The organism is Shewanella sp. NKUCC06_TVS, from assembly GCF_019345515.1.
Taxonomy (GTDB): domain Bacteria; phylum Pseudomonadota; class Gammaproteobacteria; order Enterobacterales; family Shewanellaceae; genus Shewanella; species Shewanella oncorhynchi.
In genome coordinates this window covers 38,870-52,868 of the sequence record NZ_JAHKQX010000025.1, presented here as the reverse complement: position 1 = coordinate 52,868, position 13,999 = coordinate 38,870, and the positions used below count along the sequence as shown (strand labels likewise).

General features: G+C 43.4%; 10 protein-coding genes, 1 other RNA gene and 1 pseudogene. 6 read left to right on the top strand and 6 right to left on the bottom strand.

Features of this window, described 5'->3' with window-relative positions; translation table 11 throughout:
• The 3 genes and pseudogenes from KO531_RS21165 to ffs form a co-directional block, all read left to right on the top strand.
• A pseudogene (locus tag KO531_RS21165) lies at positions 1–93 on the top strand (IS982 family transposase); the annotation flags it as partial.
• Between the two features lie 229 nt (positions 94–322).
• Positions 323–685 carry a ComEA family DNA-binding protein gene (locus tag KO531_RS21160; RefSeq protein WP_105252925.1) on the top strand — a complete coding sequence of 121 codons (363 nt, stop codon included), beginning with the start codon at positions 323–325 and terminating at the stop codon, positions 683–685.
• Between the two features lie 259 nt (positions 686–944).
• Positions 945–1,042, top strand: an RNA gene (ffs, locus tag KO531_RS21155) — signal recognition particle sRNA small type.
• A gap of 218 nt (positions 1,043–1,260) precedes the next feature.
• Here the strand turns inward: ffs and KO531_RS21150 are convergent.
• From KO531_RS21150 to dinG, 6 genes are read right to left on the bottom strand one after another with little or no spacing between them, the layout of a single operon-like run.
• The gene (locus KO531_RS21150; RefSeq protein WP_028760452.1) at positions 1,261–1,551 is read right to left on the bottom strand and encodes a late competence development ComFB family protein; all 291 of its coding nucleotides are present in this window, start codon (positions 1,549–1,551) and stop codon (positions 1,261–1,263) included.
• 33 nt (positions 1,552–1,584) lie between these two features.
• A complete protein-coding gene (locus tag KO531_RS21145; RefSeq protein WP_219252169.1) occupies positions 1,585–2,493 on the bottom strand; it encodes a histone deacetylase in 909 nt (302 codons plus the stop codon).
• Between the two features lie 29 nt (positions 2,494–2,522).
• Positions 2,523–3,212, bottom strand: coding sequence for a DUF2057 domain-containing protein (locus KO531_RS21140; RefSeq protein WP_131524308.1), 690 nt, complete (start codon positions 3,210–3,212; stop codon positions 2,523–2,525).
• 9 nt (positions 3,213–3,221) lie between these two features.
• A complete protein-coding gene (locus tag KO531_RS21135; RefSeq protein ID WP_105253146.1) occupies positions 3,222–3,884 on the bottom strand; it encodes a primosomal replication protein in 663 nt (220 codons plus the stop codon).
• Positions 3,881–4,654 (bottom strand): TSUP family transporter, encoded by a 774-nt coding sequence (locus tag KO531_RS21130; protein WP_219252168.1) that lies wholly within the window; start codon positions 4,652–4,654, stop codon positions 3,881–3,883. Before KO531_RS21130 ends, KO531_RS21135 begins: the two co-directional genes overlap by 4 nt.
• A gap of 9 nt (positions 4,655–4,663) precedes the next feature.
• Positions 4,664–6,736: an ATP-dependent DNA helicase DinG gene (gene dinG, locus KO531_RS21125; protein ID WP_219252167.1), complete on the bottom strand. Its 2,073-nt coding sequence runs from the start codon at positions 6,734–6,736 to the stop codon at positions 4,664–4,666.
• Positions 6,737–6,856: 120 nt separating this feature from the next.
• Between dinG and KO531_RS21120 the strand changes: the two genes are divergently transcribed.
• The 3 genes from KO531_RS21120 (at position 6,857) to KO531_RS21110 (ending at position 13,804) form a co-directional block, all read left to right on the top strand.
• Positions 6,857–9,304, top strand: a complete 2,448-nt coding sequence (locus tag KO531_RS21120; protein ID WP_219252166.1) for a DNA polymerase II — start codon at positions 6,857–6,859, stop codon at positions 9,302–9,304.
• A gap of 222 nt (positions 9,305–9,526) precedes the next feature.
• Entirely contained in the window at positions 9,527–10,738 is a 1,212-nt protein-coding gene (locus KO531_RS21115) for a porin (protein ID WP_028760445.1), read from the top strand.
• A 435-nt stretch (positions 10,739–11,173) separates the two neighbouring features.
• A complete protein-coding gene (locus KO531_RS21110; protein ID WP_168823670.1) occupies positions 11,174–13,804 on the top strand; it encodes a TonB-dependent receptor in 2,631 nt (876 codons plus the stop codon).
• Positions 13,805–13,999 lie beyond the last annotated feature (195 nt).

Genomic DNA, 13,999 nt, shown 5'->3' with positions numbered 1-13,999 from the left:
GCGGGACTCATCGCCTATCAATTGAAAGACAATAAGCCACAACTGAACATCACTAACGCAGAGTTTAATGCTATTACAGTTATGGCTTGTTAAACCGATCTCAGGTTATTTTAAAGACCGCTAGTTATTTGAATGATAAAAGGATGCTTTTTGCATCTTTTTATCATAGTCAAGCACTGGCTCATTGAGCCGAAGACAGAAGTTTAGCGATAGTGAATATTTATGACGCCGATTTGGTATTTCGGGACAGCTTAGACTATTTTTGATTTGAGGCCACGGAAGTAGGACGAAAGGCCGCAAATCATGGAATAGAGGAATTGTTATGAAAACCACAAATCGTATACCTGCTTTTATGAGTGCCATAGCATTAACGGCTTTTTTGGCAAGCCCAGCAATCGCAACAGAAACCCCAACCAAGGCCGCCGTGAAAGTACAGGCTAAAACTGAAGCGGGTGAAATGGCATCTGATGCGAAAAAATCTATGCCAGATGCCGCTCAAGTCAACATCAATACCGCTTCAGCCGAGCAGTTACTCGTACTCAAAGGGATTGGTGCCGCAAAGGCTCAAGCGATTGTCGACTATCGCACTAAAAATGGTAAGTTCAATGCCATAGATGACTTAGCGAATGTCTCTGGTGTTGGGGCTAAGATAATTGAGCAAAATCGCCATTTGATCAAGTTGTAACCACCTTTGGCGATGATTGCGGTGTAGCCTGCTGATTTTTATGATAAGAGATTCAGTAAAACATATATAAAAGTCTGCATTTGCAGGCTTTTATCATTTCAATCACTCCATTTGCTTATAGATTGTGCAGTTAGGTGGGATATTAAGAGATCTTATCGATTAGCGCTTGATCCCATAGGGTCCATGGGGGATAATCCTTCGCGTTCAAGCAATGCTTTGGTTTATGTCATTCAAAGTAATGTTCGAAGTTATGGTGACCCTAGGGTCCCCCCGCAATGATAACTTGTGAACTCGGCCAGGCCCGGAAGGGAGCAACCGCAGCAAGCGACTCGTGTGCCGGGGTGTCGGCTCTAGGGGAACCTCCAATTCAACAGTTCCTCTGTTTATTTCCGTTGTACCTCTTTATATCTACTCAATTTATATCATTCAATATTTTAGCTTACAGACTATTTCCGTTTTCTGCTGTTAATCATTTATAGCGTTAATATTTCTGCACAATGAGATAATCCATTGCCTGCCTCTTTTCTTGCCACTACAACGGCTAAAAATGCTCTCAACAGTAACCTTTAACGAAATCAACGATTGGCTTCGGCTTCTTCCTGTAATCTTTTTTGCAGATTTTGTTTAAGAAAAGCGCGGGACTTTTCGAGTGCGGTTTGGATCTCACGCTTTAATTCCTGTAGCTCGTTATAGTCTTCAAAGAAGTAAGTATCGACGAGGTGGCGTATGTAGCGCACTGGCAGTTGATTTAAGGTCACGCAACATAAGTCGGCGAGATAGTCCTCAGGAAGTTCGTCCATAAGTCCTTCATCTGACAATATTTCCATTAAAAGAACTTCGTAGTAATTACGGATTTCGAGTTGCATTGTTATGCTCCATGACGGTTTTCATTGAGTTTGCTACCACAAATGATTTGCCGCAATAAAAAGTTGGCTGTGTCTTTGGCTTAATTGTAGTGCGTCTCTGCTGTAGCCGCCGCCTATCACGGCTGCAATTGGAATATTTTCCGATTTTGCCATTGATAACACAGTTAAATCCCGTCTGAACAGTCCTTCTTGGCTGATATTGAGCAAGCCAAGATCGTCATTTTGATGAATATCGACCCCAGCATCATAAAGAATCAGATCTGGTTGATGGATTCGGATAAGGAGGGCGAGTGTCTGCTCCACGGTTTCGAGATACAGATTGTCATCGCTGCCTTTGGTTAGTTCAATATCATGGTGGGAATACTGCTTACGACTCGGGAAATTCTCTTTGCAGTGAATCGAGCAACTGATGATCCCTTGATATTGGTGGCTAAGGGTTGCACTGCCATCACCTTGATGCACATCGCAATCAAAAATCAGTACCTTGTGTATTTGCTGGCTCACGATGGCATTTCTGGCCGCAAGGATAAGGTCGTTGAAAATACAATAGCCGCTGCCAAAATCGTAATGGGCGTGATGGTAGCCACCCGTGAGATGCAGGGCAATACCCTGATTTATGGCTAATGAAGCTGTGAGTGTGGTGCCAGCCACAGAATGCAAGGTACGCTCAACTAAGGCTTCACTCCATGGGAAACCAATCCGTCTAAGCGCCGCTGTTGGCAAGGTACCCGCGATAAATTGCTCTACATATTCGCGTTGATGCACTTGCATTACATCTTCTGCAGTCATGGCCGTTGGCGTGTGGAACTGTGCAGTCGTGGCAATGTGGTTATCGAGTAAGTACTGCCGTAAATGTGCGTATTTAGTGGTGGGAAATCTGTGATGGGGAGGAAGCGCCAGCTTGGAATAGCTGGCGTGATAAACCAGTGGGATCAGAGTCAATATTGACTAAACCTCGTTATCGCAAGTTGTTATAGCTGTGAAATTGCCCAGCTCATAAATTCTTTACGGGTTTTTTCATCCGCTTGTAGCCACCAGTATTGCAACATTTGTTGTGGGTTGGCTCCTGCTGCTTTAGAGGTGTCTACGGGGGCGGTGAGTGATGTTGCGTTAACGGTCGCCGATGTTGTCACGGGTGCTGGAGCAACGGCTACTACTGCACCTGCGGCACCGGTTGCTGCTGCGGCAGTACCGGATACGTCAACGGCTTGATTACCACTGAAAAGGCGAGAGACGAAGCTTTCTTCTTCTAAATTGGTATTCACCACTTGGTAATTGACGTTGCCTTTGTCACTACGGGTTAATTTGATTTGTGGGTTTTGCGCGTAAACTTTAGGCTTTTTAACGACTTCACCTTCGGCCGCTTGCAGGTAATATTGATGGTCGCCATCAACATCTAAAGTAACGATGAAAGGAGCTGATTTAACAAAGGTTTGGCTGTCACTAAAATCATCCTCTACCATTTCATGGTAACGAATGGCGATTTTGTGAGTGCCGGGGGCCAATTCTAAGCTGCTTTTATGGTTGAATACGCTCGACTCGACTTTTTTACCATCAAGAGCAAGGTACTCAAATGACATAGGAATGTTCAGATCTGCAGCGAAGGCTGAGGCAGATCCGAGTAATACTAGCAGGCTGCTAATTGGCAAAAGTGATTTCATTGTTACTCCTTAACGGTTATTACTCTGATACGGGCGTTCGAATATTTGAATGCGATCTTCTATATAACTAATAGCTTGCCTGCATTTTCCTAGACGACGATGCATCAAAAGGATGTCATTTTGCAATTTTATTTTGTCAGCACTATGACAGTTTTCAAGTTTTGATTCCATTTCTTCAATTTTTTGTTCAAATTTTTTCGCCCAATTAAGATGTTTGTTCAATTCTTCGTAGATCTCATGACTATTTTGCATCACGTTATTGGCGATCCAATCGAAACCACTGGCTTGGTGAGACTGATTCTGGCGCTGTGCAAAACGGGCACGGCTACTGGCACGCTGCTGAGTTTTAGACTTAATGTCGATAGAAGTGGTCAGCAAGGCTCGTTTGACTGCGGTAAATCTATCTTGGATCCGCTCACAGCTCAGGGCAATGGTCTGGGGGGCGAGTTTAAGCTTAATTTGTTTTTCGAGCTGCATAATACTGCTACGAATTTGTTCAATACAGGGGCCGAGTTGGGCGCCGTGTTGGACAAACAGCGAGTGATTAAAACGCTCTGTTTCTTGCAGGAGTTTACGCTGCGGCGGCGCGAGTCGATTATCGTGTTGCAGCACTTCTTGTTCTAAGGCTTTAAGCTGATTCTTCAGCATCACCATTAATTGTTGGGTGTTCACAACCATGCGCTCCATGCCAAATTCGCTGCAATCATTAGCACGATCAAAATAAACAGTGGACGGATAAAGGGCATACCAAATTTAATCGCACAGCGGGCGCCGATAAATGAGCCTAACATCATGCACAATCCCATCCACAGACCTATTTGCCACTGTACCTGTCCAAGCCAGCCAAAGATAGTCAGTGCGGTCAAGTTGCTGGTAAAAGTCATCGCACGGGCAAGGCCACAACTGTGCAGTAAAGGCAGTTTATACAAAGAGCCAGATGTGACGGTCCAAAATGCGCCAATGCCTGGGCCTGCAAAACCATCATAAGTGCCTAAAGCCAGTCCCTGTAGCCATTGTTGCTTGGCTGGCGGCTTGCTGGTTGGTACTTGGCAGTTAACGTCTGACATCGCATTGGGACTGACTAAACTGTAAATGGCGATGCCAATGATCAGCAGCGGCAGGACTTTTTCGAGCCATTGAGTATCGACTAAATAGACTAAAAAACAGCCCAATACCGCGCCGATAAAGGTGGCGATAAAAGCCATGTACCAAAACGAGGGTTTAAAGAGGTGCTTGCGATAATAGGTCCAAGCCGCCATAAAAGAGCCAAAGCTTGCGGCTAACTTATTGGTGCCTAATACGGTATGCGGCGCAATGCCTAAGGTTAACAGTGCGGGGATCGACAATAGGCCACCGCCACCCACGACGGCATCAATGAATCCAGCGATAAGACCTATGACTGCCAACAGGGCCCAATGACTGGGCTCGAGTAACAACTCCAAATTTTAATCCTACTCTATAACACGTCTAAAGGGCGGTAAGGCATCCAGTAAGGACTTGCCATAGCGTTTAGTGACTAACCGCCTATCTAAAATGGTCACTCGGCCATAATCTTGCTCTTTACGCAGTAATCTACCACAACTTTGAATAAGCTTACGTGAAGCATCTGGGATCGTCAGTTGTAAGAAGGGATTACCGCCTTTGACTTTGACATATTCTGCGTGCGCTTGCTCAACGGGCGAGGTTGGCACGGCAAAGGGCAGTTTAGTGACGATCAAGTTCGTCAGATAATCGCCGGGCAAGTCGAGACCTTCAGAGAAACTGCCGGTGCCAAACAAGATGCTTGGTTCGCCCTTATCGCATTTAGCTTTATGATTTTCTAACAATTGTTGCCGTGGCGCATTGCCTTGGATAAGTAGCTCAGTGGTGAGTTTGCCTTCAAGTAATTCAACCACTTTTTCCATCTGCCAGTAGGAGGCGAATAGCACTAAGGTTGCCATTTCGCCTTCAATAAGGGTGATGATTTGTTCGGCAAGTTCAGCCGTATAGGCATCGTCCGTCGGCTCAGTGCGCATTTTGGGTAAATAAAGTGTCGCATTATTGGGGTAATCGAAGGGCGATTGTAAGGCTAAATAACGACTGCCATCGTTTAGTGACAAACCTACTTGATGCACGAAATGGTCAAAGTTATTGAGTGCGCGTAGCGTGGCGCTACATAAGACCACGCCCGCGGCCTTTTGCCACAGCATGGATTCCAGCATAAAGCCGACTTCGATAGGTGAAGCGCTAAACAGATAATCCACTTGTTTACCTGTGATGAGTTCGACCCAGCGCGCCATAGGTGCGCCTTTGTGCTTATCTTCCTTGGCCATCATCCTCCACAATTTCTGCAGGTTTTCGAGCCTTTGCAGCATAAATCCGGTTTCGGCTAATAGTGCTTCGGATTGATGTTTAGGAATGTCGCCATCTTTAATCGCCTCTGCCAGCAGTGACAGCATTTTATTAAACTGCTTGAGGGCAAGATTAGAGGTCACTGCAAGGTTTTCAGCCAGAATGAGTAATGAGTCCGGCAGTTTGCCGTGCTCAAAACGCAGACGGTTTTCAGGATTGGCAAAGTGTTTGGTCTGGGTATCGCAATAGTGGGCCACTTGATTGAGCTGGGCGATAAGATCGCCTAAATGATCTTGCATCGCCTGCGCGGGGGCAATGATATTGTTGCTCTTTATTTGGTTTTGTAACTTGGCGCAGGTTTTACCAATTTTTTCGAGCCAGTCGCATGCGCCCCTCAGCGTGGCCTGTGCACTGGAGAAATCCCGCGCCACAATCGGTAAGTGATGTGCCTCATCGATAACATAAAATACGTCTTCTGGATCGGGCAGAATCACGCCGCCACCTAGCTCTAAGTCGGCGAATAACAAGCTGTGGTTGGCGATGAGTACATCCCAGGTATCGACATCTTCACGGGCTTTATGGAACGGGCAATTTCTGTGGCTGGCGACTTGACGATGACAGCTGTGTTTGTCGCAGGCGATTTGTTGCCACAGGTGATCGGGCAGCGGCACGGCTAAGGTATCTATTTCACCGTTCCAGCGACCTTCGTTATAGTCTTTTAACAGGCCATGCATCATAGCTACTTGGCTATTGTCAGGTTTAGTTTGCCACATGGCCATTTGTGTACTGTTGTCGTCACCGATGAGCATTGCCAGTTTCGATAGACATACATAACGTTGTCGACCTTTAACTAAGCCAAAACGGAAATTTAAGCCAGATTGCTCAAGAAAAAAGGGTAAATCTTTATGCAGTAATTGCTCCTGCAAAGCGACGGTTGCGGTAGCGATGCAGACCTTTTTCTTACTCGCTAATGCCAGTGGAATGGTACCGAGGATGTAAGACAATGATTTACCGATCCCAGTGCCTGCTTCGACCACTATGATGCGCCTATCTTTATCATAGTCGCCGGCGAGGGTCTTAGAGATTTCCGCCACCATATAGTTTTGTTCGCGGCGCGGCCTAAAATTAGGCAAGGCGGTAGCGATATCCTTATAGATGGCGCGGATCTGGGTTTTTACATTGTCAGGTAACATGCGTCACTACTTTATCGAATTAATGCTGTACATAATAACAGTGATTGCATAGCCTAAGAAACTTTTCTGCCATTTGGCGGCATTTAAATTGACTAGCTATGCGATTTGGGAACCCATGCGATGAAGTCAGAGGCTACCGCGGCCGTTAGTGTACAAGGTCGAGTCTTAACACGCCATGCGATTCATCGTCATGGGAGTTTAGTGTTGCAGTATTATCTGGCTACCGCCCAAGGCCCTGTGCTGGTGGAAGTGCAAGGCACTGAACACATTTGTTTTTGTCATCAAACTGATGTCACGGCTTTGCAGTTGCAAACGCCGGGTCAAGCATTGCGGTTTGTACCGTTAGCACTCAAAAGCTTTAAAGGTGGCGCGGTTAGTGGTGTTTATGCTAAATCTAGCAATAGTTTACGTACCTTACAGCGCATCGCTAAAGATGCCGATATCCCTTTATTTGAAGCCGACATTCGCCCCGAACAGCGTTATTTAATCGAGCGGTTTGTGGCGCTGGATGTGGCATTTTTAGGGCATTTCTCTGCGACGAGTAACATACACGCGCCGACTAGCGACAGTCTTGAGGCTAACTCGCTGCCCGTGTTTATCGCCGAGCGGGCTAAGAGTATTGCCCCTTTAACGGCTGTACATTTGCGCTGTATCTCACTGGATTTTGAATGTAGCTTTGAGGGTTTACTCTATTCAGTTGCACTATATGGTCAAGACAGTGGCCGAGACGGTGAGCAAGATAGCCTCAAGCAGACTTATGAAAAAGTGATTATGGTGGGTGAGGCTGAATCAAACTCTCCCGAATATATTGAATGGGTGGCCGATGAGGCTGCACTCATTCATCGATTAATCGCGTGGTTCCATGAGTTTGATCCTGACTTTGTCATAGGTTGGTCAGTGGTGAGTTTTGACCTCGCACTCTTGTCACGCCGTGCATTATTACACCGTATTCCGCTCACCATTGGCCGCGGAGGGGCAAAGCTTGAGTGGAAAGTCGATAATAAATTTCGCCCAGAAACCTTAGTTTTACCGGGCCGTGTGGTACTCGATGGTATCGATTGGCTCAAAGCCGCTTTCTATCATTTTGAGCGGTTCTCGTTGGAATTTGTGTCACGGAAATTATTGGGTGAAGGCAAGGCCATTCATAACGTGGATAATCGCGTTGAAGAAATTGATCAGTTGTTTAAGGCCAATAAACAAGCATTAGCACATTACAATCTTACTGACAGCCGTCTGGTGTGGGATATTTTTAGTCATACTCAATTATGGGAGTTCGCCCTCGCGCGAGCTGAACTAACAGGTTTAGAGTTGGGGCGGGTTGGGGCTTCGGTGGCGGCATTTAATCATTTGTATTTACCGCATCTACATCGAGCAGGTTACGTCGCTCCCGATGCTCCTGCGAGTGATGGGATCGAAAGCCCCGGTGGCTATGTGATGGATTCTGTACCGGGACTTTATAAGCATATTTTAGTGTTCGATTTTAAAAGTCTATATCCCTCCATTATTCGTACTTTTTTTATTGACCCTAAGGGATTAATTGAAGGTTTGCAATTGCCCGAGTCTGACTGTGTTGCGGGGTTTCTCGGTGGCCGTTTCAGTCGGCAACAGCCCATTTTACCTAAGCTTATCCAAACATTATCTGAGCAGCGCGAAAAGGCCAAAAGTGAGCACAATGCGCCTTTATCCCAAGCGATAAAAATTATCATGAACTCGTTGTATGGGGTTTTAGGTTCTCAAGGTTGTGTTTTCCACGATGCAAAGTTAGCAAGTTCGATCACTATGCGTGGCCATCAAATCATGAAACAAACCCGCGCATGGATAGAAGAGATGGGCTATCAAGTGATTTACGGCGATACGGATTCGACCTTTGTCTGGCTTGGCAGCGAGCCTGATCTCTCAGACCTTAACGCCTTAGGTAACACTCTGGCGCGGGAAATTAATGCTAAGTGGCAGGCTAAGATCGCTGAAGATCATCAAGTTGAGAGTTTTCTCGAGTTACAGTTTGAACGCCACTATGAGCAGTTTTTTATGCCGACCTTAAGGGGGTCGTTAGAAGGCAGTAAAAAACGTTATGTTGGCGCGTGGCGCAATGCGAGCGATGAACTTGAGCTTACTTTTAAAGGTATGGAGCAAGTGCGCAGTGATTGGAGCCCTTTAGCGCGCAAAGTTCAAGAGTCACTCTATGAACGGATGTTTAACCAAAGGGATATCAGTGTTTATTTGGCCAGTGTGTTTGAAAAGCTGCTTGATGGTGAGTTGGACGATGATTTGGTATTTCGCAAACGTATGCGACGCAATATTGAAGATTACACGGCTAAATCTTCTCCCCATGTTAAAGTCGCTCAACAATTATGCGACTTAACAGGAGATGCCTCTTTTGGCAAGCGTGGGGCGCAGATTGATTATCTGATTACTGTAAATGGACCGGAACCCTTACTGTACAGAACGTCACCAATTGATTACCAATACTACATTGATAAGCAAATTGGCCCTATTGCCGAGCCTGTTTTTTCGATAATGAAACTAAACTACATGGATATTGCATCAAAGCAGTTGCTGTTAATATAGTGTTTTTAATGTTCTTTATGTGTTGCGCAGGGTGGCGAATGTAGCGTTTTAACCTGTTTTGTAGAGGTTAACTGGTTTGTTTTTGTGATGTTAATCGACATATTCTTTAGGTTTAGCTTTGAGGGAATATTGAAAGTTTGCTACCCTTTAAGAGGAAATTGTAAGGAAATATAACAACGGAATGACGTTGACAGAACATAAACAAAAAAGGTTAAGCACCAAATGAACAAGACGTTAGTAGCAACTGCGCTTGCAGCAATTTTTTTAGTTCCATCAGTCTCAGCTATCGAGATCTATAAAGATAATAAAAATGCCGTAGAAATCGGTGGTTTTATTGATGCACGCGTGATCAACACTCAAGGGGAAACAGAGGTTGTTAACGGCGCATCTCGCATTAATTTTGGTTTTAATCGTGAGTTGACTGACGGTTGGAAAGCATTTGCTAAATTGGAATGGGGTGTGAATCCTGTTGGTAGTAGTGACATCGTCTATAACAATCGCTTCGAATCTGTTCAAGAAGAGTTCTTTTATAACCGTTTAGGTTACGCTGGTCTGTCCCATGACACTTACGGAACACTGACTATTGGTAAGCAGTGGGGCGCTTGGTACGATGTCGTTTACAACACTAACTATGGTTTTGTGTGGGACGGTAACACTGCAGGTGTTTACACTTATAATAAAGATGATGGCGCGGTAAACGGTGTTGGTCGTGGTGATAAAACAGTTCAATATCGCAATGCATTTGGCGATGTAAGCTTTGCAGTTCAAGCTCAGTTGAAAAACAGCAGCTTCTATACCTGTGATACAACGGATGATATTTCACAAGCTCAGTGTCAAGCGAACTGGGAAAGCGGTGATAAAGCGGCTCAACAAGTAGAATACAATTATACTTATGGTGGCGCGCTGACTTATAAAGCCACTGATATGCTGACCTTAACTGCGGGTGTTAACCGCGGTGAGTTTGATGTGAGTTTTGGTAATGGCGAACAAACCACTGCGGTTGATCTTATCTACGGTGCTGGTATCACTTGGGGTAACTTCGATAGCAATGGCTTATACGCTGCTGCAAACGTTAACAGACAAGAAAATCATGACACAGACAATATTGGTCGTTTGATTAAAGACGCCTATGGTATTGAAAGTTTAGTTTCTTACAAGTTTGACAATGGATTACGCCCATTCATTTCTTACAACGTGCTTGATGCCGGTAAAGACTATGTCATTCAACCTAACTTTAATGCCGATCCTAACGATGAGTTCAAACGTCAGTTTGTCGTGGTTGGTTTGCACTTTGTATGGGACCCAAACACAGTGCTTTACGTAGAAGCACGTAAAGATTACAGCGATTTTACCAGTGCAGATAAAGAACAAGAAGCTAGAATGGCGCTTTCAGAATCTGACGGTGTTGCAATTGGTATCCGTTACACACTTTAAGTTCTGCCTTGTTTATTACAATAGTTTAATTGTTTAGAATTGTGCTAGTTGTAAGTGTTGCTTCAAAGCCCAAAGTGTAAAACTTTGGGCTTTTTCATTTAAAAAGGTTATTAAACTCAATAAGGTCGTGTTAAATAGCATTTTCTCTCCTTACAACCAAGCTCACGTCAATTATGACGTAAGTTGTGCTATCTCCATTCCCTAAAATCACTTTCTGTATAAATAATCATCAATCACGCATCCTCATGTATCTTTGTTGGGGTGATAATGTGTTATTTGTTTGTTATTTGTTGATTTAGTGTTTTATATGTGATTTTATTGCTCTTGAAATTGACGTGTTAGCAACTAAGGTTGCGATAGAGCAATTTACGCTATCTATGCATAAATGTAGATGCAGAATATAAGAAAAACATGATTTATCAAGGGAGATAGACAATGTATAAGAACAATTTATTATCTAATTCAGTACGTTATGCTCTGCTTGGCGGCTTGGCTGCTGCGACATTAAATGCTCCAGCGGTCTTGGCTGCTGAAGATGGTGCAAAAGTTGAGCGTATTGAGGTTACCGGTTCACGCATCAAACGTAGCGATTTAGAAGGTGCTTCACCTGTAACAACCATTTCATCAGAAGATATGAAAATGGAAGGAAACCTTACTGTTGCAGATGCTTTGCGTAATAGTAATTTGAATACTTTCGGTTCTTTCTCTGAAAGATCAGGTAGTTCAGCTCAATCTCAAGCAACAATAGATTTACGTGGTGCAGGATCGGATAGAACTCTTGTTCTTATTGACGGTAAACGTTTTCCTGGTTCTCCTACTTTAGGTGGTGGTTCCGCAAATTTAAACGCAATTCCAATGGCTGCTGTTGAGCGTATTGAAATTTTAACTGATGGTGCTTCTTCTACTTATGGTTCTGATGCTATTGCTGGTGTAGTTAACATCATCATGAAGAAGAACTACCAAGGTATTGAATTCAATGTTGGAAGCGGTTCGCGTGAGGCTGATGGTGGCCAAACTAGCAAAGAATTTTCTGTGGTTGCTGGTTATCAGATGGATAAAGGTAACATAACGTTCGCTTTTGACCATCAAGACCGTAAAGGTATTTCTGATGCTGATCGTCCGTACACAGCTGCAAGTATGACAGATAATAATGGCGACGGAATCATTCAAGCATACACTGATACTATTGGTTGGAGTATATATGGTGCGACTGTTGCGTCACCAGATTTTTCAGAAGCTCAAGCATCGCCATTATGTGATGATTTAGCCGCTCAATATGGCTCAGATGTGTTTAAGAAAGTTGCAGCAGATGATGATTGGGGCCCTGGTTCGACTTACTGTATGTATGCAAACGCTAACGTTTCGTATAATAAAGCATCAATAGATCGAAATACTGTATACGTTGATGCAAATTATGAGATTGCTGAAGACGTCGAGTGGTTTGGCAGAACAATGTTCACCCAAAACAACTCATTTGGTCGCTATGCACCACCTGCAGCAGCATGGAATAAAATGGCTGCGGATAATCCAAATAATCCATATGGTGTTGAAACAACAGGTTACTGGCGTTGGGTAGGAATTGGAACTCGTGATGGTAATGTTGATGATTACAATCAAGATTATTTAACTGGTTTGCGTGGTACTCTGCCATCATTAAACGATGCTTCTTGGGAATTTTACTATCACTATAATAAAGCTGATAATAAGAGTATTGGTGAGTACTATCTAAGTTATGCTGGCTTAGCTCACAATATAGCCAATGGTATTGATTTAGGCTCAGAGGAAGGAATTGCAAACATGAAAGCTACGACTTTAACTCAAAGTCGTGCTGAATTTCATCAGTATAATGGTGGCATAGGTTTTGATGCATTTGAACTTCCTGGCGGAGCTGTTGCACATTATTTTGGAATGGAATACTTTACTCAGGATTTCTCTGAGGTATATGACGCTCAGTCTGAAGCTGGTTTAATCGGTGGTAGTGCTGGTAACTCATCAAGTGGTGATCGTCAAGTTTTTGCTACATTCTATGAGGCTGCATTACCAATAGTTGATAGTGTTGAAGTCAACTTAGCTGCACGATACGATAAGTATAGTGATTTTGGTAGTAATTTATCTCCAAAAGCATCAGTAAGATGGCAAGCATTAGATAACGTAGTAGTCAGAGCTTCTTATTCTGAAGCATTCAGAGCTCCTAGGTTAGATCAATTAAATGCGGCAGACACTTTCAGTGCTGAAAGCGGAAAAGACTACCCATTCTGTGTTTCAAATGCATCAGCTTCTTGTCCTACAAAACAGTTTGATACCTATATATCATCGAATGATAAATTGGATGCTGAAACCTCTCAATATATTAATTTTGGTATAGCTTGGGATGTAATAGAGCAATTCTCCGTTAAGTTAGATTATTTTAATTTAGATATTGACAATGCAATTGCGCAACGAAGTGTTACAAACGTTATGCGTGGCATCGCAAACGGCCAGTTGACCCCAGATAGTACGTTTTATGTTGAACGAGCACCTACTACTGATGGAACTTTAGGTAAAACACTCAAAGTTGGTACTGGTTATGCCAATGGTGATAAATTAACAATTGAAGGTATAGATCTAGGTTTAACTGGAAATATAGAAACTCAAATTGGTGAATTTTCAGTGAATTGGAATAACTCATTTGTTCTTGATTACACTTCGGAACAAATTGGTGGTGCTACTGCACAAAATACAGCTGGTTGGGAAGGTCAGCCAGATTATAAGAGTGTGGTCACTACAACTTATAAAGTTTCTGATCATACATTTGCTTGGAATATGAATTACACTGCAGGTACATATGCTAAGGATAAAGCTATTGATGCTGCAGGGCTAGTGTTGGTACCAGAGGGAGACCTTGACTCATGGTTAATTCATAATCTTAGTTATACATATAATGCTGGAGATTTTGGTTCGGTCACTTTAATGGTTAATAATCTAACAGATGAAGATCCGATTCTTAATGAAGGAGCTTATGATAACGCAGACCTATATAACAACTATGGTCGTGAATATCGTGCTAGCTACACAATTAAGTTCTAAATTGATTGGGATTTAATATAAAAGCCAGTTCTAAGAACTGGCTTTTTAATTATATAAAGCAGTTGTCTTCGATCGCGCTGAAAATAAGTTTGATTTAAAATTTATTTAATTTCAGGAGTTGCAATTTTATAATGATGTAATTCTGGGTGCTAAAGATTAAACGTTTGGTAGTGTGAAAGAATGTAAACTCTATGT